This window comes from Bacillus sp. FSL R7-0672 (genome assembly GCF_038601465.1).
In the GTDB taxonomy this organism is placed as follows: Bacteria; Bacillota; Bacilli; order Bacillales; family Bacillaceae; genus Bacillus; species Bacillus pumilus.
The window spans coordinates 1,326,448-1,353,134 of the sequence record NZ_CP152010.1 but is presented as its reverse complement, the minus strand read 5'-3'; the positions used below and the strand labels follow the sequence as shown (position 1 = coordinate 1,353,134).

30 protein-coding genes and 3 riboswitches are annotated in these 26,687 nt (G+C 40.4%); of the genes, 8 read left to right on the top strand and 22 right to left on the bottom strand.

Annotated features, from left to right (window positions below; all coding sequences use genetic code 11):
• Nucleotides 1-19: 19 nt before the first annotated feature.
• The 3 genes from MKY18_RS06655 to MKY18_RS06645 form a co-directional block, all read right to left on the bottom strand.
• The gene (locus MKY18_RS06655) at nt 20-1,336 is read right to left on the bottom strand and encodes a polysaccharide biosynthesis protein (protein WP_065097163.1); all 1,317 of its coding nucleotides are present in this window, start codon (nt 1,334-1,336) and stop codon (nt 20-22) included.
• Between the two features lie 114 nt (nt 1,337-1,450).
• A complete protein-coding gene (locus tag MKY18_RS06650) occupies nt 1,451-2,104 on the bottom strand; it encodes a cell wall hydrolase (protein WP_065097162.1) in 654 nt (217 codons plus the stop codon).
• A 306-nt stretch (nt 2,105-2,410) separates the two neighbouring features.
• On the bottom strand, nt 2,411-2,605 hold the full coding sequence (locus tag MKY18_RS06645) for a hypothetical protein (RefSeq protein ID WP_044139794.1): 195 nt from the start codon (nt 2,603-2,605) through the stop codon (nt 2,411-2,413).
• Between the two features lie 167 nt (nt 2,606-2,772).
• Between MKY18_RS06645 and MKY18_RS06640 the strand changes: the two genes are divergently transcribed.
• Nucleotides 2,773-2,961, top strand: a complete 189-nt coding sequence (locus tag MKY18_RS06640; protein WP_003211747.1) for a DUF2187 family protein — start codon at nt 2,773-2,775, stop codon at nt 2,959-2,961.
• A gap of 120 nt (nt 2,962-3,081) precedes the next feature.
• Here MKY18_RS06640 and MKY18_RS06635 read toward each other — a convergent pair whose 3' ends face one another.
• The 6 genes from MKY18_RS06635 to MKY18_RS06610 form a co-directional block, all read right to left on the bottom strand.
• Nucleotides 3,082-3,300: a hypothetical protein gene (locus MKY18_RS06635; protein WP_044139792.1), complete on the bottom strand. Its 219-nt coding sequence runs from the start codon at nt 3,298-3,300 to the stop codon at nt 3,082-3,084.
• Between the two features lie 267 nt (nt 3,301-3,567).
• The gene (gene queF / locus MKY18_RS06630; protein ID WP_003211403.1) at nt 3,568-4,065 is read right to left on the bottom strand and encodes a preQ(1) synthase; all 498 of its coding nucleotides are present in this window, start codon (nt 4,063-4,065) and stop codon (nt 3,568-3,570) included.
• 15 nt (nt 4,066-4,080) lie between these two features.
• Nucleotides 4,081-4,812, bottom strand: coding sequence for a 7-carboxy-7-deazaguanine synthase QueE (gene queE, locus MKY18_RS06625; RefSeq protein ID WP_126741507.1), 732 nt, complete (start codon nt 4,810-4,812; stop codon nt 4,081-4,083).
• Nucleotides 4,805-5,245, bottom strand: coding sequence for a 6-carboxytetrahydropterin synthase QueD (gene queD / locus MKY18_RS06620; RefSeq protein WP_126741506.1), 441 nt, complete (start codon nt 5,243-5,245; stop codon nt 4,805-4,807). The genes queE and queD overlap by 8 nt, the downstream gene beginning before the upstream one ends.
• Complete coding sequence (gene queC, locus MKY18_RS06615) at nt 5,246-5,902, bottom strand: 7-cyano-7-deazaguanine synthase QueC (RefSeq protein WP_065097160.1); 657 nt, start codon at nt 5,900-5,902, stop codon at nt 5,246-5,248.
• A gap of 159 nt (nt 5,903-6,061) precedes the next feature.
• Nucleotides 6,062-6,106: riboswitch (PreQ1 riboswitch) on the bottom strand.
• A gap of 71 nt (nt 6,107-6,177) precedes the next feature.
• Nucleotides 6,178-7,221, bottom strand: coding sequence for a hypothetical protein (locus MKY18_RS06610; protein WP_342497787.1), 1,044 nt, complete (start codon nt 7,219-7,221; stop codon nt 6,178-6,180).
• 243 nt (nt 7,222-7,464) lie between these two features.
• On the opposite strand from MKY18_RS06610, the gene MKY18_RS06605 reads away from it, so the two are divergent.
• From MKY18_RS06605 to motB, 3 genes are all read left to right on the top strand, one after another.
• Nucleotides 7,465-9,573: an ATP-dependent Clp protease ATP-binding subunit gene (locus MKY18_RS06605; RefSeq protein WP_126741504.1), complete on the top strand. Its 2,109-nt coding sequence runs from the start codon at nt 7,465-7,467 to the stop codon at nt 9,571-9,573.
• A gap of 373 nt (nt 9,574-9,946) precedes the next feature.
• Nucleotides 9,947-10,741, top strand: a complete 795-nt coding sequence (motA, locus tag MKY18_RS06600) for a flagellar motor stator protein MotA (RefSeq protein WP_003212085.1) — start codon at nt 9,947-9,949, stop codon at nt 10,739-10,741.
• Entirely contained in the window at nt 10,734-11,498 is a 765-nt protein-coding gene (gene motB / locus MKY18_RS06595; protein WP_126741503.1) for a flagellar motor protein MotB, read from the top strand. The genes motA and motB overlap by 8 nt, the downstream gene beginning before the upstream one ends.
• 29 nt (nt 11,499-11,527) lie before the next feature.
• Here motB and MKY18_RS06590 read toward each other — a convergent pair whose 3' ends face one another.
• Entirely contained in the window at nt 11,528-11,983 is a 456-nt protein-coding gene (locus MKY18_RS06590; RefSeq protein WP_003211701.1) for a MarR family transcriptional regulator, read from the bottom strand.
• Between the two features lie 205 nt (nt 11,984-12,188).
• On the opposite strand from MKY18_RS06590, the gene MKY18_RS06585 reads away from it, so the two are divergent.
• Entirely contained in the window at nt 12,189-13,694 is a 1,506-nt protein-coding gene (locus tag MKY18_RS06585) for an ATP-binding protein (protein WP_065097156.1), read from the top strand.
• A 46-nt stretch (nt 13,695-13,740) separates the two neighbouring features.
• On the opposite strand, the gene MKY18_RS06580 is transcribed toward MKY18_RS06585, so the two are convergent.
• From MKY18_RS06580 to MKY18_RS06555, 6 genes are all read right to left on the bottom strand, one after another.
• Entirely contained in the window at nt 13,741-13,983 is a 243-nt protein-coding gene (locus tag MKY18_RS06580; RefSeq protein WP_065097155.1) for an aspartyl-phosphate phosphatase Spo0E family protein, read from the bottom strand.
• Nucleotides 13,984-14,284: 301 nt separating this feature from the next.
• Nucleotides 14,285-14,815, bottom strand: a complete 531-nt coding sequence (locus tag MKY18_RS06575) for a cupin domain-containing protein (RefSeq protein ID WP_065097154.1) — start codon at nt 14,813-14,815, stop codon at nt 14,285-14,287.
• Nucleotides 14,816-14,831: 16 nt separating this feature from the next.
• Nucleotides 14,832-15,470, bottom strand: a complete 639-nt coding sequence (locus MKY18_RS06570; protein ID WP_065097153.1) for a methylthioribulose 1-phosphate dehydratase — start codon at nt 15,468-15,470, stop codon at nt 14,832-14,834.
• Complete coding sequence (locus tag MKY18_RS06565) at nt 15,434-16,129, bottom strand: 2-hydroxy-3-keto-5-methylthiopentenyl-1-phosphate phosphatase (protein ID WP_065097152.1); 696 nt, start codon at nt 16,127-16,129, stop codon at nt 15,434-15,436. Before MKY18_RS06565 ends, MKY18_RS06570 begins: the two co-directional genes overlap by 37 nt.
• Nucleotides 16,130-17,380, bottom strand: a complete 1,251-nt coding sequence (mtnW, locus tag MKY18_RS06560) for a 2,3-diketo-5-methylthiopentyl-1-phosphate enolase (RefSeq protein ID WP_342497786.1) — start codon at nt 17,378-17,380, stop codon at nt 16,130-16,132. It lies immediately after the preceding gene.
• A gap of 72 nt (nt 17,381-17,452) precedes the next feature.
• A riboswitch (SAM riboswitch) is annotated at nt 17,453-17,554 on the bottom strand.
• Nucleotides 17,555-17,598: 44 nt separating this feature from the next.
• Complete coding sequence (locus tag MKY18_RS06555) at nt 17,599-18,789, bottom strand: pyridoxal phosphate-dependent aminotransferase (protein ID WP_265208312.1); 1,191 nt, start codon at nt 18,787-18,789, stop codon at nt 17,599-17,601.
• A 165-nt stretch (nt 18,790-18,954) separates the two neighbouring features.
• A riboswitch (SAM riboswitch) is annotated at nt 18,955-19,115 on the top strand.
• A gap of 79 nt (nt 19,116-19,194) precedes the next feature.
• Between MKY18_RS06555 and mtnK the strand changes: the two genes are divergently transcribed.
• Complete coding sequence (mtnK, locus tag MKY18_RS06550; protein WP_126741500.1) at nt 19,195-20,388, top strand: S-methyl-5-thioribose kinase; 1,194 nt, start codon at nt 19,195-19,197, stop codon at nt 20,386-20,388.
• A gap of 6 nt (nt 20,389-20,394) precedes the next feature.
• Entirely contained in the window at nt 20,395-21,456 is a 1,062-nt protein-coding gene (gene mtnA / locus MKY18_RS06545) for an S-methyl-5-thioribose-1-phosphate isomerase (protein WP_342497785.1), read from the top strand.
• Nucleotides 21,457-21,481: 25 nt separating this feature from the next.
• Here mtnA and MKY18_RS06540 read toward each other — a convergent pair whose 3' ends face one another.
• From MKY18_RS06540 to MKY18_RS06530, 3 genes are all read right to left on the bottom strand, one after another.
• Nucleotides 21,482-21,616 carry a hypothetical protein gene (locus MKY18_RS06540; RefSeq protein WP_003211599.1) on the bottom strand — a complete coding sequence of 45 codons (135 nt, stop codon included), beginning with the start codon at nt 21,614-21,616 and terminating at the stop codon, nt 21,482-21,484.
• Nucleotides 21,617-21,707: 91 nt separating this feature from the next.
• Nucleotides 21,708-22,199, bottom strand: a complete 492-nt coding sequence (locus tag MKY18_RS06535) for a methylated-DNA--[protein]-cysteine S-methyltransferase (RefSeq protein WP_342497784.1) — start codon at nt 22,197-22,199, stop codon at nt 21,708-21,710.
• A gap of 1 nt (nt 22,200) precedes the next feature.
• Nucleotides 22,201-24,396 carry a PAS domain-containing sensor histidine kinase gene (locus MKY18_RS06530; protein ID WP_106065176.1) on the bottom strand — a complete coding sequence of 732 codons (2,196 nt, stop codon included), beginning with the start codon at nt 24,394-24,396 and terminating at the stop codon, nt 22,201-22,203.
• A gap of 293 nt (nt 24,397-24,689) precedes the next feature.
• Here MKY18_RS06530 and MKY18_RS06525 point away from each other — a divergent pair, with 293 nt between their 5' ends.
• Complete coding sequence (locus MKY18_RS06525) at nt 24,690-25,709, top strand: acyltransferase family protein (RefSeq protein WP_044139772.1); 1,020 nt, start codon at nt 24,690-24,692, stop codon at nt 25,707-25,709.
• Nucleotides 25,710-25,736: 27 nt separating this feature from the next.
• Here the strand turns inward: MKY18_RS06525 and MKY18_RS06520 are convergent, their stop codons facing one another.
• Genes MKY18_RS06520 through MKY18_RS06510 form a run of 3 tightly spaced genes read right to left on the bottom strand, consistent with a single transcriptional unit; the run spans nt 25,737 to nt 26,601 of the window.
• The gene (locus tag MKY18_RS06520; RefSeq protein WP_342497783.1) at nt 25,737-25,919 is read right to left on the bottom strand and encodes a hypothetical protein; all 183 of its coding nucleotides are present in this window, start codon (nt 25,917-25,919) and stop codon (nt 25,737-25,739) included.
• Nucleotides 25,912-26,076 (bottom strand): hypothetical protein, encoded by a 165-nt coding sequence (locus tag MKY18_RS06515; RefSeq protein ID WP_012009727.1) that lies wholly within the window; start codon nt 26,074-26,076, stop codon nt 25,912-25,914. The genes MKY18_RS06520 and MKY18_RS06515 overlap by 8 nt, the downstream gene beginning before the upstream one ends.
• 6 nt (nt 26,077-26,082) lie before the next feature.
• Complete coding sequence (locus MKY18_RS06510) at nt 26,083-26,601, bottom strand: YetF domain-containing protein (protein ID WP_044139769.1); 519 nt, start codon at nt 26,599-26,601, stop codon at nt 26,083-26,085.
• Between the last annotated feature and the right edge of the window lie 86 nt (nt 26,602-26,687).

The following is a 26,687-nucleotide window of genomic DNA, read 5'->3' as shown; positions in this document are numbered from 1 at the left end:
CGCTCGACGAAGAGGACATTCATGCTTTTTTCACTCTAAGAAACATGGAAACGCCGAGCTCCTTACAAATCGTCGCATAATGCAGTGCAGTCAACAGAAGCATGCCCGTATTCATCCCTAATATGACCCCCATCATATTCAAGCTTTCAATTGATCCGAGAAAATACACCATTGAAAACGAGACGACATGCACCCATATATTATGTAGGAACACATCTTTAATGAGCCCCATACCGATTAAGCACGCTTGAAATGGCATCACAAACAGGTGGCATAAAAAGTACGGCCAAAGCAGCTGTAAGTAGACAGCAGCTTGCGGTGAATCAAAAAAGAGCTGCGTGAGCGGATAAGCAAAATAATACATCACCATCACTGTCGGCACCCCGTACCCAAATGTAATGAGAATCGCCTGCCTGACACGTTTTTTCACAAGGTCATATTGACGTAAAGCATAGGCTTCAGATACACTCGGAATCATCACAATCATGATGGAATGAGCGATAAACGCAGGGAAAAAACCGATCGACATCGCGACACCAGCCAGCATGCCGTAATGATCAACAGCAAGTGTGCCAGAGATGCCTGCTGCAATAAGGGCTCCTTTGATTAAAAATGGTTCTATGGCATTTGCGATCGCATGAAAAATCCGCATGCCCGTTGTCGGAATGGAGACAGCTAATAGGCGCTTTCTCACGTCAATTCCTCTTAATTCAACAGACCTGACATTGACAGCATTTTTCGCCATGACGTATTGGGAGTATAAATAAATAAAGACGACGAGATCACTCGCGACAATGACACCGATGGCAATGAGTACCGCTGTTTCAATATCAAACGAATACCAATGGAAGAACAAAAACAAGCAGATGAGCTGGATCGTTTTCTTCAGCATATTGGCAAGAGCGATCCTGCCCATTTGCTGCTTTCCCATAAAATAGCCGCGTGCGATCGAGGTAAACGCAATAATTGGAATAAGAGACAGCACAAGCCCTTTCATGAGCGGATGATACGACTGAAAGACTGGAATGAACGGCAGGACAATCGCAGCGATCCCCGTTGTTGTACATGTGACCACAAGCGTCATTTTAAACGCATGGCGGAGCATACTTTTATGGAGCCGCTCATGCGATTCTGCAATGAATTTAGAAATGGAGACTGGCAGCTCTAAGCTGGCAATCACAAGGACAAGCATAATGATTGGAAGGATACTCATATATAGACCCATTCCATGTTCTCCAAGCTCTCTCGCTAAAATCATATTGACTAAAAACTCGATACACTCCGCAATGAAAGCTGCGACAGATAGCAGAATGACCCCTTTTACAAATCGATTCATGTAGCCTCCCCTTTATCTAAAGCAAATTCTTTTCACATTCTATGAGACAAGTCCTGAAAATATTTTGATAAATGAAGACAAAAAAAGAAGCGATCCATCAAATCGCTTCTTTCTTTATATGGCAAATACGTGACGACCGATACGTTCTACAATTTTGCGAGAACGAATCCAGTTATCTGTTGCCGTTTTGGGATTATAAAAATAAATGGCCTTTGTTGTTCTGTCATGTTCTTTCACTACTTGCTTCACAGCTTTAACAGAATCTTGATCTGCTTTATCATGAATACTTCCATTCGATACTGGCTGGAAAGCATTTCGCTGATAAATAACACCTTTGACACTGTCAGGAAAAGAGCGATGCTCCACCCTGTTTAAGACGACGCTTGCCACAGCTTTTTTACCTGCGTAAGATTCACCTTTCGCTTCAGCATGTACCAATCGTGAGAGCAGCTCCATTTCTTCATTAGAATAGCGTTTGGCGCTTTCCTCATTCGTCGTTTCTGATTTTACTCTTTTCTTTTGCTTCGTTTTTGAAGACTTTTTTTCTGTAGACGTACTTAGCATTTTGACTTTCGGCTGACGCTTCTCCTCTGAAAATGCTGGGATGACTTGATCGTGATCATCTTGATCTATATATGAAAGCTCATGCTTAACAGGTGCTTGTGAAAGTTCGTGACTTAGTGTGCCTTGCTGCTCTTGTATATTGTCCATCTTCATGGCTGCGATTAGCATAAGGATGACAAAAAGAGCGGTATGAATTTTCATCATTCGCCTCATTCCTCCTTTATCAAAATAGGCGGTAAGATACTTGTCCACTCTAACAAGAGCTCCTTTTATTTTCACGCACAAAGATTTGCATGCTTGTCCAAATTCCGTCATTAAATGGCATGTCCTAGTTGAATTGCGTATCAACTGGAATTGTTAGCGCTTAAAAAGGCCCCTTTTCCGCCTATAATCATCCTTATGCTCCTGATTATGGGTTATTACATTTTCTTTTCAGATGTATCAAGCTCGTTTGAAGTGTGACAAAAGAACTAAAATAAAAAAGCTTTCTCTCATTCATGAGAAAAAGCTTTAGCTTCTTGCTTCTGTAAGATATTCAAAAATAACATCTCCACCATGTTTCGCAATCCCGCGAAAATACTTAAAATCATCTTGATTCACCAAGATCGAACGAAACGTTAAAAAATCATCTTTCTGAATGGTCACTTGCTTTTCTGTCCCATTTCGTAACGATTCAAGTATTGTGAGGATTTGTTCTTCCGTCAAATAAACCGCTCCTTTACAGCCATCATCAAATATTAAATATACCATCCGTTAGGAAAGCATACAACGAAAACAAAACAAAAACGTCTTTATCCTTTACATTGGTATGAAAATATTGCAAAATACTTTTTAATAGGGAATGAAATCTGTTTTTAAAGGAGAGGGATCGGTTGAAGATTGCAAAAATTGGAAATGTGATCGAATTTAGAAATGGTTTAACAGGTGTAGTTGAAAAAGTGAATGAAAACTCTGTCATTGTCGATGTCACCATTATGGACAACTATAGAGATTTAGAACTGGATTCACTAACAGTCGTTAATCATAAAAACTATAAAATCATCAAAGACTCCGTACATTAATTTGCAATCCTCAATTCAGACTATCGATACATACGTAAATACGAAGCAAAGCTGCTTTCTGACAGTTTAGCTCTCTTTGACAATCACATATGAAAAAGACTGACACCATATGAAGAAGTGTCAGTCTTTTTGCGTATGAAAGGTCTGCATTTCCGCTTTCGTTTTGTACATGTCCACTTCCTCGGGGGTGATAACGCCTTTATCAATCAAAAGTGCAATCACTCCAAGCAATGTGGAGGCACTCCATTTATATCGTTCTTTGTTTTGATGTTCGAGCATTTGAAGCTCTTCTTTTAGCTCCATCAGCAGCTTCTCTGTCTTTTCTTCTTTGTTTGCCAACTCAAACGCCTCCGTTATTCGTTCATTGCCTCTATTTTATCTCAAAGCAAATAAGATAAGCAAAAAACACAATTTATCTTTACAAACATACGTTCTGTCATGTATAATAAATTTACGAGCTGGTAGCCCCCAGCCGTCCTAGCAAGTTCTATTCCCATTTGTATGAGGAGAGCGACATGACTCTTCTCTTTTTTTATCACTTCAGTCTAATTCATCTCATTCAAACCCATAAAAAAAGACATGTCATTAGGCATGTCTTTTCCTTTATTAGCGATTATCAATCGTTTCAGGATACATATCATGATTCATCATGCGATATGAAGCCATTTCTTCATATTTGGTACCAGGTTTTCCGTAGTTCGTGTACGGGTCAATTGAAATACCGCCTCTTGGTGTAAATTTGCCCCATACTTCAATGTATCTTGGGTCCATCAATTCAATGAGATCATTCATAATAATATTCATACAATCCTCATGGAAATCACCATGGTTACGGAAGCTGAACAAATACAATTTTAATGATTTACTTTCAACCATGATTTCATTTGGGATATAGCTGATATAAACTGTCGCAAAATCCGGCTGACCTGTTTGCGGACAAAGTGACGTAAATTCTGGGCAGTTAAATTTCACAAAATAATCTCTATTTGTATGTTTATTCGGAAATGTTTCAAGCACTTGCGGTGCATAATCAAACAAATAATTGGTTCCTTGATTTCCTAGTAAAGTGACACCTTCTAATTCTTCTGGTTTTCTTGTCGTCATGTCGTCTCTTCCTTTCTATACGCCTCGTTTATTTCCCCACAATAATGTGTGCAGCTGCGGCAGCACTCTTACGCGATTTAAGTCTGGATCTTGCGCTACTTGATCAACAAGCGCTTCATATTTCTTTAATAAATGCGTCAATAAGTACGCATCATCACCTGTCGTCGTGTCATCATTTCCTACCTGCAAATAAAAAGGAAGCTCTGGATATTTCGCATGAACATCCTTTGCATAGGCTAGATCATGATCGTCAAAAATCACGACCTTCAGGCTTGCATGCTGTAATCTATTTTCGTTTTTCAGCTCATCTATAATACGTGTGAGTTTCGTAAAATCTGTTTTCATATTAGAGCTTGGCGGCTTCGGAGAAATGGTTAAATCATCAATTTTCAAAAACCAGTCCTGATACATCGTCCCTTGTGTTTCAAGCGCTGTATCAATTCCTTCTTCGTGAAGCAAATCAATAAGTGATTCCATTTGTTTTAAAAGCGCAGGGTTTCCCCCTGAAATGGTGACATGGGAAAAAGCCTGTCCACCTATTCTTTTTAATTCTTTGACAATGTCTTCAGCGTGAAGCCACTGAATGTCATGCTTTGCTGAGCCATCCCATGTAAAGGAGGAATCACACCAGCTACATGAGTAGTCACAGCCAGCTGTTCTGACAAACATGGTTTTTTGTCCAATGACCATCCCTTCTCCTTGAATGGTCGGACCAAAAATTTCTAATACAGGAATCGCTTTAGCCATTGTGTTCAACTCGTTTCGGACGGTAAATGCAGTAGCTTGTTGGTGTCTCCCTAACAAAGACCTGAACACATACTGGTTTATTTGCTAAAGTCGATAAATATACTGCGACTTTGTCATGGACTGTCTTTGCCACAACCTCTGTAGTAGGCATCGCGTATGGATCGATTGATGAGAATTCCTCATGATCATTGAGCAGCGTGTGATCATACTGTCCATGAATAAGTTTTTTCAATGTACTAAAATTGACAAGGAAACCCGATTCATCTAGGTCGTCCCCAGCAATGGTTATATTGATGGTGTACGTATGACCATGTACACGGCTGCAAGCACCTGCATCTTCTCTTGGAATGAAATGAGCAGCCGATATATGCATATCTTTGTTCAATTCAAATGAGTATGGATGATTCGCTTGTGGATAGATTTGAGAAAGCATTTATTTTGCCTCCTTCATTTCCATATAAGTGTCATAGCCATTTTTCCGAAGCTTACACGCAGGACATTCCCCGCAGCCATCAGAAATGATGCCATTATAGCAAGTGAGCGTTTCATTTTTCACAAAATCTAATGCACTCAGCTCGTCCGCCAGCTTCCATGTTTCTGCTTTATTGAGCCACATGAGTGGTGTATGGATGACAAATGGTTTTTCCATCGCTAAATTCACTGTGACATTACAAGACTTTACAAACTCGTCACGGCAATCTGGATAGCCGCTAAAGTCTGTTTCACATACACCTGTGATAATATGTCTTGCACCGATTTGATACGCAAGAATAGAAGCGAAGGATAAGAACACTAAGTTTCTTCCTGGTACAAATGTGGAAGGCAGCTCTCCTTCTTTTTCCTCAATGTCAATGTCAACTCTTGTTAAAGCATTTGGTGCCAGCTGATTCAAAAGAGACATATCTAATAGATGATTCTTCACACCTAACTTGTCAGCAATTCTTTTGGCGACATCAATTTCTTCTTGATGACGCTGATTATAATGAAAGGTCACGGTTTCTACCTCTTCGAATTGTTGAAGTGCCCATAACAAACATGTCGTACTATCTTGTCCCCCGCTAAAGACAACAACTGCTTTTTCATTTTTCATTTTCTGTTCTCCTCCTTTTGCAGATCTATACCATCGTACAAAGCTGCATCTGAAAGGCTCATGAAAACCCCTATTTTTCTCAAAAGAAAAGACACCTTTACATGTGTATGAGGTGTCCCAGCCATAAAAAATAAAAAATGCCACATCCAAGGATACGGCAAGTCCTTAGTTTTTTATAGAGGGTTTTGCTAGAACCTCTCCCGTTTACACGGATTTTTGTTCAATTTTCACAGAGGATAGTGTACCACATATTTTTCATACAGGCTATCCCTTCTTCACTTATCAAAAGATGCGGGCACTTTTTTTAGAAAAAGAAAGAGGATAAAAAAGATGCTCACATATCCAAAAATAGGATAAACCGTTGATATCAATGTACCGTAACCAATTTTACTAATCACATAGCAGCACAAGAGAATAAGGGATATCGTCAAGACACTGTTCATTCGTATATACGCCCTCACTTGTCTCTCCAGTCCATATAAATTGCCTATGACGGATGTAAAGACTTCGCCGAAGATCACAAATAAATAAATGAGGTGAATGGAATTTGCTACTTGATACACGACCTGAGCCATTGGAATATCAAACACCTCCAGCATATCTAATGAAGAAAGAGATAAAAAGCATACAAATAAAATAACTGTCAGCATGACGCCCCCAAGCACAGCTCCCTTTTTAATCACCGCTTCAGAGGTCATTTCATTTGCGACGGGCACTAATACCGCTTGAGAAAGTGCCAAATTAAAAGCACCATATGAGATAGCTGATAAAATCCACTCTCCCTCACCCATTTTCAGCGCAAGAACATAACTTTCACTACTGCTAAAAACGAATGAATCAAGAAATACAATCAATGAAAAGAAAATAAGCATTGGGACGACGAGAACATTGACACCAAATAACCCTTTTGATCCTTTCAAAAGCACAATTACGCTCAGAATAATCGTTAAAAAAATGCCATATTCCTTCGATATGCCAAGCTGTTCTTCAAATATAGCACCTGCGCCAGAAATCATCACTGAAGTGACGCCTAATAAAATAAAAAACATGACGACATTAATATACCTGCTTGCAGCTGCGCCAAATAGAAACCGGTTCATATCTTGATAAGACTCCGCTTCAATTCGTTTAGAAATGAGCATCATTTTTGCCCCAAGTCCAGTAAAAATAGCGCCGCTAATCAAGATTCCGAATAATCCAATCCAGCCAAAACGAACAAAAAATTCTACGATTTCTTTTCCTGTCGCAAACCCAGCTCCAACCACTGTTCCTACATATACAAAGGCAAGCTGAAAAGCGGATTCATTTGAACGTTTCATGTGACCCCTCCGCACCCATCACTTTCGATTGTCTTTTTTTATCCTATGAGACAAGTTCCTTGAAAAGAAGGACAAACCATGATTAAATGCAAAAAAGGATTTTCACCTGCCTTTGAGCAAAACAGTTGAAAGTCAAAATAGGTCAGAGTATACTATAGTCAAAGATGGTCAAACAACAGACCATTTTCTTTAAATTCATTGGTCAAATAAAGTCAAACTTTTATCATAAGGAGGTCATGGCAAATGCGTTGTCAACATTGTCAAGTAAATGAAGCAACAATTCGCCTGAATATGCAAGTGAATTCATCCCGGAGCCAAATGGTTTTATGTGAAGACTGCTACACCTCTTTGATGGAGCAATCAAAAATGAAAATGGGACCTCAATTGTTCGGAGGAAGCTCATTCTTCTCTGGGCAAGAGCAAGCAGGACATACGCAAAACGTAGAGCAGCCAAAGCAAAAAGGCTTACTCGATGAACTTGGCCGCAATTTAACAGATGGCGCAAATGCTGGTTTAATTGATCCAGTCATCGGCCGTGATGAAGAAGTCGCAAGAGTCATTGAGATTTTAAATAGAAGAAATAAAAACAATCCTGTCCTCATTGGTGAACCAGGTGTTGGGAAAACAGCGATCGCTGAAGGACTTGCACTGAAAATTGCAAGTGGCGATGTACCAAATAAATTAAAGAACAAACAAATCTATTTATTAGATGTCTCCTCCCTTGTAGCGAATACAGGGATACGTGGTCAATTTGAGGAAAGAATGAAGCAGTTAATTAAAGAACTACAAAGCCGTAAAAATATTATCTTATTTGTAGATGAAATCCATCTTCTTGTAGGCGCAGGCTCTGCTGAAGGGTCAATGGATGCTGGCAACATTTTAAAACCAGCTCTTGCACGAGGCGAGCTCCAGCTAGTAGGTGCGACGACATTAAAAGAATATCGTCAAATTGAAAAAGATGCCGCACTTGAACGACGCTTTCAGCCCGTCATTGTAGATGAGCCAACACAAGCTGAAGCGATCGAGATTTTAAAAGGCATTCAAGATAAGTACGAAAGCTATCATGGCGTCACCTATTCAGCGGAAGCCATTCAAGCGTGTGTTCAATTATCTTCCCGGTATATTCAAGACCGTCATTTGCCGGATAAAGCCATTGATTTAATGGATGAAGCAGGTTCAAAAGCGAACCTCTCCATTGATGCAGCAAGTGAAGATGAACTAACGAATCGTCTGACAGAAATCGCTGCTGAAAAACAAGCTGCTTTAAAAGAAGAACAATATGAAAAAGCGGCGAAGCTTCGAGATGAAGAAGAAGCCATTGAAGCAAGACTTCAAAACAAAACAAATGACAAAGAACATGTCGTCACAGCAGAAGACATTCAAGCCATTGTGGAACAAAAAACAGGCATCCCTGTCGGCAAACTGCAAGCAGACGAACAAACCAAAATGAAAGAAATTGACGTCCGCTTAAAAGCACGAGTGATCGGCCAGGAACATGCGGTTGAAAAGGTAGCGAAAGCTGTGAAAAGAAGCAGAGCCGGCTTAAAATCGAAACATAGACCAACTGGCTCCTTCCTTTTCGTTGGACCAACAGGTGTCGGGAAAACCGAATTGTCGAAAACGCTAGCTGAAGAATTATTTGGTTCAAGAGATGCGATCATCCGTTTAGATATGAGTGAGTACATGGAGAAACACTCAGTATCTAAGCTCATCGGTTCTCCTCCTGGTTACGTTGGACATGATGAAGCAGGCCAGCTGACAGAAAAAGTGCGCAGAAAACCATACAGCATCATTTTGCTGGATGAAATCGAAAAAGCACATCCTGATGTGCAGCATATGTTCCTTCAAATCATGGAAGATGGCCGGTTAACAGACAGCCAAGGCAGAACCGTCAGCTTTAAAGATACAGTCATCATCATGACAAGTAACGCAGGCAGCACAGATAAAACGGTCAAAGTCGGCTTCCAGTCTGATCAGGAAGAAGCGATTGAAGAACAATCACTCATTGATTCACTCAGCGCCTATTTCAAACCAGAATTTTTGAACCGTTTTGACAGCATCATTCAGTTTGACTCATTAGATCGAGATGATTTAGTGAAGATTGTGGATCTTCTGCTCAATGAGCTGTCAGAACAATTAAAAGAGCAGAATTTGACAGTCCATGTGACAAAAGAAGCGAAAGAAAAAATTGCAGAACTTGGATATCATCCTGCATTTGGTGCTCGTCCACTGCGAAGAACCATTCAAGAGCACGTTGAAGATCAAATGACGGAAATATTGCTTGAAGAAGAAAAGTTTTCAGGATTTACTGTAGATGTTGAAGATAACGAAATTGTCGTAAAAAAAGGATAGTTACATCTTAAGAAGGATCTACAGCTCCATCATGTTGCGGTGTCTAAGTTCCATCTGCACGCCGACGCTCCCCCGCCTCTTTTCCTTTAAGATAAAAGAAAAAGAGGTGGATCACATGATGAATTGGAGCTATGATCTTGTCAAAATCATGTATGAAGAAAAATTAAAAGAGCTGCTTTTAAATGAAACTGCTCAAAGAAATTAAAAGAAACTCCCTTTATATCAGAGGGAGTTTCTTTTTTAAGGTAATAGAAAGCGCTTTCGTCAAAAATTCTTCACAGAAACTGCCTTAATTTGATATTCAGACTAAAACCCTTCTAGAAGACACCGATATTAACTATAGAAAAAGATAGTTAAAGGATTTGGTGAGATAATGGACAAAACATCGTTAATAGGTATTATTTTAGCATTTATTGCACTGAGTGTCGGTATGGTTCTGAAAGGTGTAAGTCTAACCGCTCTTATCAACCCAGCGGCTATATTGATCATTGTGGTTGGGACGATTGCAGCTGTTGTCATCGCATTCCCATCTAGTGAAATTAAGAAAACACCAAAATTGTTCGGCAAAATTTTCAAAGACAATAAGCTTCCAACGATTCAAGAAATGATCCCTCTTTTTTCAAACTGGGCACAAATTGCGCGTCGTGAAGGTCTTTTAGCATTGGAAGCTAGCATTGAGGAAGTAGATGACGATTTCCTTAAGAACGGCTTAAGCATGGCGGTTGACGGTCAAAGTGCAGAATTTATTCGCGACGTCTTAACAGAGGAAGTTGACGCCATGTCTGAAAGACATCAGTCAGGCGCATTAATCTTTACACAAGCCGGTACATACGCTCCGACGCTTGGTGTACTTGGCGCAGTTGTCGGACTTATTGCCGCACTTGCAAACATGGGAGATATTGAAGCACTTGGACATGCAATCAGTGCAGCCTTCGTTGCCACACTGCTTGGGATTTTTACCGGGTATGTGTTATGGCATCCATTTGCCAACAAGCTGAAGCGTAAATCAAAGGAAGAAGTAAAACTTCGTCTGATTATGATCGAAGGGATCCTTTCTGTTCTTGAAGGTCAATCTCCAAAGGTGATTGAACAAAAACTTCTTATGTACTTACCAGCGAAAGAACGTGCAAATCTTGTCATTGAAGAAGGAGAAAAACAAAATGGCTAGGAAACGTAAAAAACATGATCACGATGACCATGTAGATGAATCTTGGCTGATCCCTTATGCCGATCTTCTGACGCTTCTTCTCGCTCTCTTCATTGTGCTTTTTGCATCTAGTTCGATTGACAAGGCAAAGTATGAACAGATGGCCAAGTCTTTTAATGTCGTCTTTACGGGCGGAACTGGTGTCATGGATCAGACCAGCATGCAAAGCACTGAAGAAACTGAAAATAGCAACCAGACCAAGAAAGCTGCTGAAGAAGATGAAGAAGCTAAAGCGAAAGCTCGAGATCATGCCGTTCTCTCAAAGGTCAAAAAGCAAGTGGATTCCTTCATTGCCAATAAGAAACTTGGAGCTAAGCTCGAAACAAAGCTCACGGACGAAGGTTTGCTCATTACGATAGAAGACAGTATCTTCTTTGATTCTGGCCGGGCGGTTATTCGCCCTCAAGATGTCCCGTTAGCAAAGGAAATCTCAAAACTACTCGTCATTAACCCCGCTCGTGACATCGTCATTAGCGGACATACTGATAATGTACCGATCAGAAATTCAGAATTTGAATCCAACTGGTATTTAAGTGCCATACGTGCTGTAAACTTTTTGAGTATTATTCTTGAGAACAGCAATTTAAACCAAGAGAACTTTAGTACAAAAGGTTTCGGTGAATTCAAACCAATCGCTTCAAATGATACAGCAGAAGGCAGAAGTAAAAACCGACGCGTAGAAGTACTTATTTTACCGATTGAGAAAAAAGCAAAATAAAAAAGGGAGCCCTCGGCTTCCTTTTTTATTTATTCTTTATGATCATATAAATGTTTTGCACGGAGTCCCACATGTTTAAGCATGTCAATGCAGGCATCCTTCTCTTCTTCGCTCAGGACACTGATCATCTCATGAATTTCTTTCGCATGATCTGGGAAGATATCATCAAGCAAAGCTCGTCCCTGCTCGGTAATATGCGCAAATGTGACCCTGCGGTCTTCTGCACAGGCCTTACGACTGAGGAGTTCTTTCTTCTCCAATTTATCGACCACATACGTGATGCTGCCGCTTGCAAGTAAAATCTTATCACCGATTTGCTGAAGCGGCTGATCCCCTTTATGATACAGCAATTCTAATACTGCAAATTCAGTCGGATTCAGCCCGTGCTTCACAATATGCTTGTTCATGTGATGATTAATCGAGCGATATGCACGTGATAATACAATAAATAATTTCAAAGATTTCTCAACATTATGATTTTCCATTTTTTTATCATCCTTTATGAAATGCAACCCACTAATGTGACATTAATAAACAATAAGTAAAATGTCAACATCTTGATCCATCTTTAGCATGAAAATGAGACCAGAACGAATCACCTAATTTTTTAAAAATCACACAAGTCATCGTAATAAAGATAGGTTCAATGCTATAATAAGTCTATTAGGTAATACGTTGGAGCGATGAATGATGAGTATATTGAAAGGGTTTTGGAAGAAGATCAGGCTGTACCTTATTTTGGTCATGATTCCAACCCTAATCATTAGTTATTTTATCTACGAAAAAGAAACGGAAAAAATCGACTTAAAAAACAAACAAACTGCTACACTTATGTTAAATATTCACAAAAACCAAATGAATTATTTAATTAGTGAAACAGAAGCGAGATTAACTTCTCTTGCCATGGGATTTGACCAGCCTCTCGAGACGAAAAAAGTACAAAACATCCTAGAGAAAATCTATAAACAAGAACCTCGTTTTTCAGGTCTGTATCTCCTAGACAAAAAAGGAAATGTAACAGTAAGCACGACACCGTTAAAGGAAAAAATCAACCTATCATTCAGAGATTACTTTAAGCGCATTCAAGTGACCAAGCAGACGGTGATCACAGATAACTATGTGAGCCGAATTACAAAACAGCGGATTCTTTCCATTTGTGTGCCTGTGCTGGATGAAAACGAAGAAGTCACCAATGTGCTAGTCGCCGCCATTCAAATTGATTATTTAAGAAATATTATGAATGTATTGAACCCTGATCTTCATTTTAAGATGCTGAATCAAAATGGACATGTCGTGTTTACAAGTGGTCCACAGCCAGCATCAGAAAATGGCAGCACCGTGTCTACATATTTAGATGAAAACAGCTGGAAGCTGGAAGTCTATCCGCAGCGCGCTTCTACAGGTGAAGTGCTGTCTGTTATGCTGATCCCTTTATCCAGTGCTTTTATTTTATTAAATATTTTATTCACACTTGTTCAATATATCATTTTAAGGCGTCAAACCCAGCAGGAGCGTCACCAAAATGAAGCGCAAAAGCTTGAATTAATCGGGACCCTCGCAGCAAGTACAGCACATGAAATTCGCAACCCATTAACAGGGATTAGTGGATTTATACAGCTTTTGCAAAAGAAGTATCACTCTGAAGAAGATCAGCTCTATTTCTCTGTCATTGAAGAAGAAATCAAACGAATTAACCAAATCGTCAGTGAGTTTCTTGTATTAGGGAAACCAACGGCAGAAAAATGGCAGAATAACTCTGTAAAAGAAATTGTAAGTGAGATCATGCCGATCGTTTTCTCTGAGGCGAACCTTTATAATGTTGAGGTTGATTTGCAAATTAATACGATTCAAGATGTTGGGGTTTATTGCACAAAAGATCACATTAAACAAGTCGTATTAAATGTAGCGAAGAACTCATTAGAAGCGATGCCAAATGGCGGTCATTTGAAGATTTTGATTGAGGCTGAAAAAGAACATGTCATTATTAAAGTGAAAGATACGGGTGAAGGCATATCAGAAGAAATGTTAAAACATATCTTCCTCCCTTTTATTACGTCGAAGGAAAAAGGGACAGGTCTTGGGCTTGTCGTGTGTAAACGAATCATTTCGATGTATGGCGGAACAATTGATATCGAGAGCGAAGTGAATAAAGGATCAACCGTCGTGATCATGCTTCCTTCTGCTCACTCAGCATAGCTGAAACATTCAGCCGGTTTTGCTTAGGCAAGACCGGTTTTTCATGTCAATAAGAGGGACGGTTTACAGATAGAAGACTCATTTGAGATACAAGATCATGAAAGGAGGGGGCAGATTGTTTCTCATGAAAAAGGAGATGCTGATACTCATTCATCAGGTTGTCCAGTTCTTGACTATATTTAATTGTCGTCTCACCAGTGTAGCCTTCTGCTTGAGCAGCTTCTACCATCTGTTTTCTCTTCTCATCAATTGACATTAGCAATTGTTCTTTCCTTACATAACTATTCATGATCTCAGCTCCCACAATGAATTCGACTGTCTATGCTCAAAATGATCCGACACCAAAATTATACTTTATTTGTAAATTAAATTAAATATGCTAATTTTATTTAATTTTATACAGCCTAAAGACCTCTTACCCAATCATATTTGGGGGTAAACTTCAAATTTGGACAGGACTGACACATGGATTAAACAGAATTTTATCCTATGTAGAAGATCAAAATCAACTATTTTCTTTCTCATTTTATGTCTATTTCCCTAAAAAAAAGCTGATCTTCCGCCTCATGCGGAATGATCAGCTTTTGTCATTAAACCTTTTCTTCCTCGTAAATTGGCACCCAGCCCTCAGTTGTAACAAATATGCGAACGGCAACCACTTTTCGATCCTCTTGCAGTGTAAAGTAGTGACGAATATGTGGCGGAACAGAAATTAAATCGCCTGGATTCAGTCTCACGTCAAAAAAGACGCCATCCTTACCTTGAATGGCAAAGATTCCATGTCCGCTTACAATAAAACGTACTTCATCATCTGTATGGTGATGCTCACGCTGAAAGTTTTGGAGCAGCTCGTCAAGATTTGGTGTCGCATCAGATAATGAAATCACGTCCTGCGCTTTGTATCCTCGTTTTTCAGATATACTCTCAATTTCCTTTTGGAAAACAGTCAAAATCTCTTTCTTTTCCTCATCTGTTAAATCATACTTTTCTGATAATCGGTTTGGCAGCTTTGCAATATCCCAATGTTCATAAATGACCCCTTGGTTTTCTAAATAGGCTGCCACCTCTTGCTCGCTTTCAAGTAATGTGTTCTCTTCATTATGAATCAAAATCGTCGCCATGTGCTTTTCCTCCTTTTTATGTGACAAGCTGCTTTTGATAAAGCGTTAATTTTAAGTGGTAGCTAAACAAAAATTCATACGCCTCTAATACTCGTTTTGCTTCAGAGGCTGTTTTTCCCCAGACTGTGATGCCGTGATTTCGAATGAGCACAGCACCTGATTCCGACTCTTCAGTGAGATGCTTTGCAAATTGTGCTGCAAGATGCGGGATATGGGCTGGATTTTCAATAATCGGTAACGACACTTCTGCATCCTCCTCCCAGTAACCAAGCGCTTTGATGATTTCGTTTCCTTTGAAACGAACCTCGCCCTTATCCCCATACAGTTCAGAGATCACATTATTATCGATTGTATGGACATGGAGACAGCAGCCTGCATTCGTCTGCTCATACACGTAGTTGTGAAGCAGTGTTTCAGCTGATGGTCTAAGCGGTTCATTCAGATCAACAGGCTTACCTGCTGCATTTACTAAAACAAAGTCTTCATCTGTTTCTTTTCGTTTATCTTTGCCGCTTGCCGTCACCAAAAACGTGATTGGATCATCCGACACCTTGATCGATAAATTGCCGCTTGTTCCATAAAACCAGTCTCTTTGTGCCAGTTCACGTTTGACGTCTGCTAGCTCCTGCCAGCGCTTGCTCTTTGCGTCTGCCATTCCTTCACTTCCTTTATTTGATCAAATTGTGCTTTAAGATCAATAAATGTTTCATACTCTAGATGGACAAGCCCGAGCTCTTTACATTCGTTTAGTAAGTAGTCACGCGCAAATGTGAGATCCGCATGCTTTGCCGCCTCCACATCGGTGACTGAATCTCCAATCATGATAATGAAGTCATTCTCATGGGTCAGCTCTCGAATGATTGACGGCTTGCAGCATCCGCAGCCATTTTGACATTGCGAATCGCAGGCATGCGGCCATTCAATCTGAATATGCTCTTCCCCAAATGACGCATGATTGCAATAAATATCGTCTCGATCCACAATGCCCTCGAGTATGGGATAAACAAAGAAGTCCATCCCGCCACTTAGCACATAGAAGGGAATATCAGCCTTTTTCACATGATCAACAAATTGCTTGAATCCTTCTCGAATCTCTGTATCTTCTAAAATAAACGATTGAATGGCTTCTTTTTGATCACTCGTCAGTAATTGAAACATCTGCCCGACGCCTTCTTGAATGGTGATCTCCTTTGTGAGAACATCGTCCTTCAGCTCCGTCCATTCACTTGGTGCAAAGTGTTTCATGATGCGAATGATATTATCATTTTTCGTAATGGTTCCATCAAAATCACAACATACAATTGGTTTTTTCATTTATTCTGCTACCCTTCCCCATAGTTCAAGTGCTGCTTTTAAATCTTGGCAAGAAGCTGCCTTCTCTTGGATCGACTCTCCATGTGTCACCGCATCAATGATCGATCGAAATGCTTTCCCTCCCCCGATGGCTCCATGCGGATGTCCGTGAATTCCTCCACCAGCATTTATCACATGATCGAGTCCAAAATCTTTCATCAAAACTGGTACCATTCCAGGATGAATGCCTGCTGACGGAACAGGGAACGTTTTTTGAACCGAATCCTCTTTTACACAAGCTTCATAGATTCCAAAGGCATCTTTTTTCGGAAGTGCGACCGACCCATACGGTGAGGGAAAAAGACTCAAATCAGCACCAGCATATCGATTTAATTTACCTAAAAGAAGAGAATGGGAGAATCCATATTCGTGCGATGATGTTAAAGCGCCGCTTACTGCGGGATGGGCCATAATAGGCAATCGAATATCTGGATCCTCAGCTAAGCTTTGCATGACATCTAGCCCGTAGGCAAAGACATTGAATAAGAGTGCATCCGCTCCAAGCTCAGCTGCCTTTCTTGCTCGATCCTTTAGTTCAAAGGTTCTGCCTGTTAAATTAACGGCATATAGCGTTCGGTGCCCTGTCTCTTCATATGTTTCTTTTAATATCTTTTTTCCTTCTTTGATTCGTTCTTCAAAAGGGGCTAGTGGGCTCTCAAATAAAATTTCATCGTCTTTGATAAAGTCAACGCCGCCTAATGCTTGTAAACGGAGCTGTTCTTTTAAATCTGCCATATCACGGCCAATGACACCTTTAAAAATACTCATCAACAAAGGTCGATCAAACACGCCTGCTTTTTTTCGTATGCCATCAATTCCAAATACCGGTCCTGGCAGACTTCTTTTAAATCTATCTGAGAATTGAATGTCGACTAGCTTCACTTTTCCATCTAGTGAAAGCTTTCCAAAGATCGTCGTCAAAACGGCCGGTATATCCGCTGAAAAGTTAGCCTCAGGATAAGCAATGGTCACCTCAGATTGATATAGGCCATTTTCGGCTGGAGCAAACTTTTCTGATACCTTTTCCACCCGGCCTTTATGCTTTTGAAGCTGCTCTTTTTTGAGCTGCGGCAAATCCGTCCATGATCCAACTGTTAAACCAAGCGCGATCTGCTCCGCTTTTTGGTTCACTTGTTCATCCTCTCGATGTGTTAATACGTATGTTGCCAGTAATTCACTCACTAGGAATCCCCTTTCGATTGCGTCATGCATATGGTCAATAAAAAAACCTCTTCTAGTGCTTTATCAGCGCCTTAAAGAGGTTGTTTCGTGTCATTCATCCGAATCTTATCTCTCAGCGCTTGCTGCAAGAATTAGCACCGTGCTTCATGGAAGTCGGTTGCCGGGCTTCATTGGGCTAGTCCCTCTGCCTACTCTTGATAAGAATATTCATTTTTCTTAAATATTGTCTGAATTATCGCACCGTTTATTCATGTTGTCAATGGCTTATTTTCAAACAGATTCAAGGCATCGATTCGCCGAGCGGCTTCTTTTAACCTCTCCTCATTTGTTAAAAGTCCTACTCTCACGTATCCTTCACCGTGAGTACCAAACCCATTCCCCGGCGCCACAACCACATGTGCTCTCTCTAATAATACGCCAGCAAAAGATTCAGATGTGTATCCTTCTGGCACCTTTAGCCAAGCAAAAAACGATCCCTTTGGTGCAGTGACCTCCCAGCCAATCTCCTTGCAGGCAGCAATCCACACATTTCGCCGATTCTCATATCGATCATTTTGCACCTGTACGCACGTTTGGTCGCTTAACAAAGCTTCCGCTGCCGCATCTTGAGTGGCTTTGAACAGTGAAACAAACAGGTGATCCTGATAAAGCTCAATCGCTTCAATAACAGACGGATTTCCTGCTGCAAAACCTACTCTCCAGCCTGCCATATTATACGTTTTAGACAATGTGTATATTTCAATTCCTGTCTCTTTCGCTCCATCTGTTTGCAAAAAGCTGATTGGCTTTTCCCCATCAAACCCAATGCCGCCATAGGCAAAATCATGGACAACACAGAGCTTGTGATTTTTTGCGAATGTAACGGTTTCTTCAAAAAATGAACGGCTTGCCGTAGCACCTGTCGGATTGTTGGGATAATTTAAATACATCAACTTTGCTTTTTTCTTAACATCCTCAGGCAACCGGTCATAGTCAGGTAAAAAATCATTTTGTTCAAGAAGCGGCATCGTCACCATCTGAGCTCCAGCAAGCACGGCACCTGACCAATAATCAGGATAACCTGGGTCTGGAACAAGGAGTGTATCACCAGGATTCAGCAGGCATTGCGGCAGCTCAACAAGCCCCGCTTTTCCGCCAAATAAAATCGCAATTTCCGTCATCGGATCAAGCGTGACACCATATTCTCTGTCATAAAAGGCAGCGGCAGCCTTTTTTAATTTCGCTGTTCCGCGGAATGACGAGTATTGATGATTTTCAGGTTTTAATACCGCTTCCTGCATGGCTTTTACAATGTGCGCGGGAGTTGGCTGGTCAGGATTTCCCTGCCCTAAATTAATAATATCTGCGCCTTCCTGCACTTTTTTCTGCACCTTTTGGACAAGAGATGCAAAAAATTGTGTCGGTAATTGTTTCAATACATCTGATTGCTGGAATTCCATTTATCTTCACCTTCTATTCAAGTTACATAGCAATACAAATACTGTAATGGATTGTTTTACGAATTGTAAAGCAATTTTGAAAAAGGATTGACATGTGAAGCGCAGCTCTGATAATATCTTGAATTAAGAAATGCAAACAGACACGAGACAATGACATATTGATTTCTCTTATCGAGAGTTGGGCGAGGGATTTGGCCTTTTGACCCCAACAGCAACCGACCGTTAATACCACTGTGAAGTGGGGCGCAGCAAGTAAGCGCCAAGACAATTTTGTCTTATAGGGCACGGTGCTAATTCCATCAGACGTATGTGCTGAGAGATAAGAGAGGCTTTGAGCATACACACCATCAAGCCTCTTTCTCTCAGGAGAAAGAGGTTTTTTTATATGATTTGGAGGGGAAGCAATTGGTTACACTTACGGCATCATATGAAGAATTAACAGAAAGCTCGGCAGTTGCACTCGCAATTAGACTTGGCTTGATCCAAGAAAGCAGTCATTTGACATGTACGGAAATCGGTGACGGGAATTTAAATTACGTCTTTCATATTTTTGATCATAAACAAGAAAAAGGTTTGATCATCAAGCAGGCACTGCCTTACGCCAAGGTGGTCGGAGAGAGCTGGCCGCTTACATTAGACCGTGCGAGAATCGAAAGTGCTGCCCTGATCAAGCAGTCAGAGTATACACCGCATCTCGTACCAGCAGTCTATTATTCAGATACAACTCTTGCTGTGACGGCAATGGAGGATCTATCACACCTAGAAATCGTCAGAAAAGGGCTAATTGCCGGAAAACAATATCCGCATTTATCCGATCATGTCGGAGAATTTTTAGGAAAAACACTTTTCTACACTTCTGACTTTGCCACAAATCCTAAAATCAAAAAACAATTTGTGAAGCAATTTACGAATCCGGACCTTTGTGACATTACCGAAAAGCTCGTCTTCACAGATCCTTTCTTTGATAGCGGCACAAATGATTTCGAAGAAGAATTAAGAGAAGCTGCCGAAGCGCTTTGGGCAGATCTTGAAGTGCAGGCAAAAGCAGCTGAATTGAAGCGTATTTTCCTGACATCTGCCGAAACACTTGTTCATGGAGATCTTCATACAGGTAGTATTTTTGCAAGTGAGACGGAAACCAAAATCATTGATCCAGAATTCGCATTTTATGGTCCCTTCGGATTCGATATCGGTCACTTTATCGCTAACCTGTTCCTGAATGCTTTGTCCCGTGAGAATGAACATGATCAGCAGCACCTTTTTGACCATGTCGTCAATGTATGGGCAACCTTCAAAGAAGTGTTCGCAAAAGCTTGGAAAGAAGACAGTATTGAAGCGTTTAGTGTATCTGACAGTTTTTTAGAAACAACCTTTGACCGTATTTTAAAAGAAGCGACAGGCTTTGCGGGCTGTGAGCTTGTCCGCCGAACAATCGGTCTTGCTCATGCCGCTGATCTCGATGCGATTCCATCACCATCTATACGGATTCAGCAGAAAAAAGCAGCACTTACGCTCGGAAAAACATTCATCAAACAATATCATGCAGTGGAAACAGCGTCTGACCTCGTCGCATTATTCCAGCAATCTGTAAAGGAGTGACGGGTTTTGTCTAAAGAATTTGAAGTCCCCCGTTCTGTCGAATGGGAAGAAAACCATATTAACATTTTGAATCAGCAAAAATTACCGGCAGAAACCGTATTTGAACATCTATATACAAAAGAAGACGTGTATAATGCCATTGTCACGTTAAAAGTGCGGGGAGCACCTGCCATTGGCATCACAGCAGCTTTTGGACTGGCGCTCAGTGCCCAAGACATTGAGACAGAAGAGATTGATGTGTTTAAACAAGAAGTCATTCAAATAAAAGAATATTTAAACAGTGCTCGTCCAACTGCTGTGAATCTAGCTTGGGCATTAGAGCGATTGTTGCAGCGCATTGATCGTGCAGCTTCGGTCAATGCAGCCAAAACAGACCTTGTCCATGAGGCCATTCAAATTCAAATTGAAGATGAAGAAACATGCAAACAAATCGGTCAAAATGCACTCCATCTCTTTAAATCGGGTGATCGGATTATGACCATTTGCAATGCAGGCTCCATCGCCACGAGCCGGTACGGAACAGCCCTTGCTCCATTTTATTTAGCCAAAAAGAAAAATCTCGATCTTCACATTTATGCCTGTGAAACACGCCCTGTTCTCCAAGGGGCTAGGCTGACAACATGGGAACTCATGCAAGGCGGCGTAGATGTGACGCTCATTACAGATAACATGGCAGCCCATACGATGAAAGAAAAGCAAATTTCTGCTGTCATTGTTGGAGCTGATCGCATTGCCCGTAATGGAGATGCGGCGAATAAGATTGGCACGTTAAGTCTTGCCATTTTAGCCAAGCATTTTCAAATTCCGTTTTTTATAGCTGCACCGCTTTCTACCTTTGATATCTCAACCAAAGACGGGGCAGATATTCCAATTGAAGAGCGCGACCCGCTGGAAGTAAAGGAATTAAACGGCGTCCAAATTGCACCACCTGATGTTCAGGTATTCAATCCCGCCTTTGATGTCACTCCTCACCATCTCATTTCAGGGATCATTACAGAGAAAGGGATTATTACGTCGAACTATACAGAAGAGATTGATGCTCTGTTCACTGACAGCATCTCACTCTGATCATAAAAAAAGCGCCGTGTACTTATTATTTAAGAGCACCGCGCTTTTTTATTTCATTCGTTTTTGCTAAAATTTCTTTTTTCTGTTCTTCTGTCAAAACCTTCATTTTGACACATAGTGATGTGACGGCATACATTTTATTCTTTTTATCCCAAAACATTCCCTAGCGCCCTCCTTTTTCCCTCAACCAACTTTTTTAGCTTAATAAAAGGATATGTCGCTAGGAAAACATTTGGAACAGGTCAATCGATTTATTTTTGAACAAATGGGATACCTTCTAATTCAAGCAGAACCGCTTTCATATCTGTCTTCGTTCCTGCATAGCCCGTCAGAGAACGGTCTTTTCCAATCACTCTGTGACAGGGAATAAAAATAGGTAATGCATTGCGTCTATTGGCTTGTCCAATCGCCCTCACTGCCTTTGGGTTACCAATCGCTTTTGCAATGTCTGCATAGCTTTTTGATTCACCATATGGAATAGTCGAAAGTGCTTCCCACACTTGCTCTTGAAACGAAGTTCCCTTTTGCTTGAGCGGGAGATCGAATACTTGGCGCTCCCCCTTGAAATATTCATCTAGCTGCTTTTTCGCTTCTTGTAATACTGACGTTTCTTCTTCTTTTAGATTAGATTCTTGCTTTTTTGCTAAAAACGGCTCATCATCAAACATCACTTCGATGATGGCATCGTTTTTTTCTAGTATGTATAATGCCCCAATTGGTGCGTGATAGACGGTATAATACACGTTAATGCTCTCCTTCTTGTTTCTTCTGCCTCAGTGGCAGCGTGAGATGGAAGACAGTTCCTACCCCTTCCTCACTTTCTACCTCAATGGTTCCTTGATGCTCTTCAATAATTTTATAACTAACCATTAAGCCAAGTCCAGTTCCTCTTTCTTTTGTCGTATAAAATGGTTCCCCTAGACGCCTCAGCTTGTCCTCTGCCATTCCGCAGCCTTCATCCCGCAGTGAAATGACAATATGCTCTTCGCCCTTCCGCTGAATGCTCACATAGACATTTCCTTTTCTCGGCATGACTTCAATTGCATTTTTTAAAATGTTAATAAAGACTTGTTTTAATTGGTTTTGTTCACAATAAATGAGCGGAATCTCATCCATCACATTGAGATGCATTTGAACGTTGCCAAGATTCGCCTGTGCGTGCAGCAGATCCATCGTGTCCTTCACAATTTGCACCACATTTTTTTCTTCATATACGATGGCTTGCGGCTTCGCTAAAATCAAAAATTCGGTGATGATCGATTCAATTCTTTTTAGCTCTGAAGTGATGACATTGAAATAGAGTGAATACTCCCCTTCTATATTTCCTTTTAGCAGCTGAATAAAGCCTTTTAATGCTGTCATCGGGTTTCTGATTTCATGCGCAATTCCAGCGGCAAGCTCTCCGACCACATGAAGGGTATCTGATTTTCTCACCCGCTCTTCTAATTCCTTCCGCTCTGTCACATCTCTAAAGATCGCCAAATTCATATTATGAATGATGTTGCGTTTAAAAGAGAATTCCAATATACGCTGATCTGGATGGTTCAGCACAAACGGGACTTCATTGTCCATTTCATCTAATGACATCGCCTGGGCAGGCTGTGCCAAATGTTCAATTTGATAAGGTGCAAGGATATGGAAAAGGTTCATTTCCGTTAAATGATCATCTTTCAATCCGAGCAGCTCGCTTGCGGATGGATTGACTTCAATAATGCGGTATTGGTTATCAAAAAGAACAATGCCATCCATTGATCCATTAAATACTTTACGGAATTTGAGCTCACTTTCGCGCAGCTCCTCCTCCATCCTTTTTCGATCACTCACATTACGTAAAATGGTTAAGTGCTGTCCTTCTAATACCGCATGCTTTGATGTAAACTCGAGCTCTTTAAACTGACCATTTGCCATTCTGAACAAAAGCTCTTCCCTTATTTCATGATTCCGAATATATCGTCTTCTAGTCGGTCTATATCTCTGATCAGATTTCACGAGAAAGTCTGTGAGTTTTTTGCCAATCAGTGAATGCATAGGCAATTCAAAAATGCGACAGGCTGATTCATTGGCTCTCACAATCTCTCCATCATCTGCCCATATGATGATTGCATCCATTGCATTTTCAAAAATTTCTCTAAAGCGTTCCTCACTTTTTAACAGCTTCTCTTCCATTAACCTTTTTTCTGTAATATCCCGCATGATGGACATATAAAAACCGCTCATCACATTTGATGTAATGGTGAGCTCGAATAATTTGTACTGGCCAGATTGAAGGGTAACGGGAAGTTCTCCCTTGGCTTTCCCTGTTTCTTTAAGTGACGTTAAAAGGTGCTGCAAGGCTGGAAGATTTTCATCTTCGACAAATTCATTTAAATAACGATCGGTTAAATCAGTCTTTTGCAGCTCAAAGCTCTGACAAAAAGAATGATTGGCGTCGATCATGCAGCCATCCTGATCAAAAATGACCATTCCGTCAATGGCTCGGTCAAACAAATCTTTGAACAGCTGCTCATTCATGGATCTTTCTCGTTCTAGTATTTTCTTTGAGGAAATATCTCGCATGACGACAATATATTGCTGATTCAAAACGTCATGCTCTGCAACAAATTCAATGTATTTTGTTTCGCCGTTTTCAAGCTGAATGGAAATTTCTCTTCTTAACGTTCCTTTTCGAAAAAATAAATCGAGGGAGCATTCAATTCTGTCTTTCGGGATGCCATATAGGAAATCTAGAACGGATTTATTGAGGAGGTCTTCTTTCGATGTCTGTACAAGCCTGCATGTCGCTTCGTTGGCTTGGATTATATTGAGGTGTTGATCAAATATGAAAATGGCATCTAACGTCTTATTTAACAGCATTTTTTGCTGCATCAACTCTGTTCGCAAATATTCGTTCTCTTTTTCTAATTTTCTGATATCTTCTGCGCCATCGAGCGTTTCAGTCATTTTCTTACACTCCTTTTCCAGCCTCATTCCTCTACAATATTTCTACAATATTTTCATTGTTCCTTCATTCGACTCATAAAAAAAGATAACTTCTTACATGAAGACTGTCTCTTTTGTTTCATTTGGATGACAGGATTGAACCTCGATTCTCTTTTCTTACGCTTCTTTTACAGCCGTTCTACAATTTCACATCAAATAGCGAAATGAGCCAAAATGTATTTTAAAATGGGGCAAATACGGGAACAGTGCACTTAGAGCATTTATGTTTGAAATCAAACAGGAAAGGTGATGTTATGGCATCTTCACGAGATAGTTATTTTGATAATGCGAAGTTTCTTCTTATTTTTCTAGTTGTTTTTGGTCATTTGTTACGATCATTCATTCATGATAATGATTGGATGCTTTATTTATACAAGTTTATTTATACTTTTCATATGCCTGCCTTTATTTTAGTTTCCGGTTTCTTTGCAAAAGGGTTTAGAAAGCCAGGTTTTATGAAAAAAGTTGCTGTTAAGCTGATCATCCCATATTTCATTTTTCAGGTGATCTATTCCGTTTACTATTATCTCTTGCAGGATCAAAGCATGGCCAATTTAAATCCAATTGATCCTCAATGGTCTTTATGGTTTTTAATTAGTTTATTCTTTTGGAATTTGCTGCTCATTCCTTTTTCTAAACTGCCATTTCACTGGGCGATGATCGTCAGTTTGTCGATTGCGTTACTTGTCGGTTACGTGGACAATATTAGCAATACGCTGAGCTTATCACGTACGTTTGTCTTTTTGCCAATGTTTTTAGCAGGCTTCTATTTAAAAAAGCAGCATTTTGAATTCATCCGTACAAGCAAAGGAAAGCTGGCAGCACTTCTTGTATTAATGGCTGTATTCTTGTTTTGCTATTTCTATGAATTTGATTATTCCTTCTTATTTGGATCACAGTCATATGCTTCTCTTGGTGATGAGGGAGTGATTGCGCCAATGAAACGAATGGCATGGTATCTGCTTGCATTCGGCGCTACATTCAGCTTCTTTGCTTTAGTGCCAACACGCCATTTCTTCTTTACAAAATGGGGCACAAGAACGTTATATGTGTATTTATTACATGGCTTTGTAATTAAGCTGCTTAGAACGACTTGGTTTGATGACTGGGCCCTGAATGCAGCAAGTGTGCTCATGTTATTGCTGCTAACCATTCTGTTAACCTTTACCCTGTCTAGCACCTTTGTTAAAACCGTTGCACAGCCAGTAATTGAGCTCAAAATGACCAATCTCATGCGTACAATCACCGGCAGACAAGGCAGTTATAGCAAATAAAAAACGATCCCGCGCGGATCGTTTTTTCTATTTTTCATTCATGTGTCCATTGTGACATTCAGCATCTTTCTTAGGCTTTACAAGCGTATCAATCCATTTGCTGCTGTTGATATCTCCAAGCTCACTGCCAAATTCCTCTTCTAAGATATCTGGGTCCATTGGCTTTTTATGGTTTTTCATGTCCTTGCTTTTTACATGCTTCTTAGTCACGAGATCCTCCCCCTTGTTTCCCTTTATGAGAATTTCGGTTTGCCTGACGATCTCTTGATTGTTCATCAAATTGGGTTTGTCCTTGATCATGTGCCATGCTTTCTGTCGGTGTCATATTATTTGTCAGTGCTTCATTTTTCGCTGCTTTTCTTTTCATCTTAAATCAGTCCTTTTTTAACATATTTAGTTCTTCTCTTAATTGGTCTAGGAGTTCCTTCATTTGTTTGACCGTCACGGGCTTTTCCTCTGGCTTTAACTCATAGCCGATTTGTCCATTGGCTTCTAGGGTGGCTTTTTTGAGACTGCTGATCTCTGTAATGCCTTGCTGCTTTAAGCGCATTTTGAATTCATCCCTTGTGAGCCTCGTTTTCTTCAGCTTGTGATCAAGCATTTCTCCATCCTGCAAAATGACCACAGATTTCCCTGAAACCAATTTTTCAAAGAAATCAGATTGGATAGATAATTTTTCCATGATGACGAGTGCAATGATAAATGTAGCGGCGGCATAAATCGTTTCAAGTAAATTGTGCTCAATAAAGGGTTGGATAATAATCGATCCGATTGAAATCATGATCACTGTTTGTTGAACAGTTAATTGACTAATGGATTTAGGCCCTGCTATTCTCAGCAGCAAGGTACCAACTAGCAGCATGACAATTGCTTTCCATATTACATCCAGCACGTCTCGTTCACCTCTTACCTATAGATTGCGAACATCCCATATAATTTAGCCAGTTAGATAATGGAAATAAAAAAACAGCATTCGCT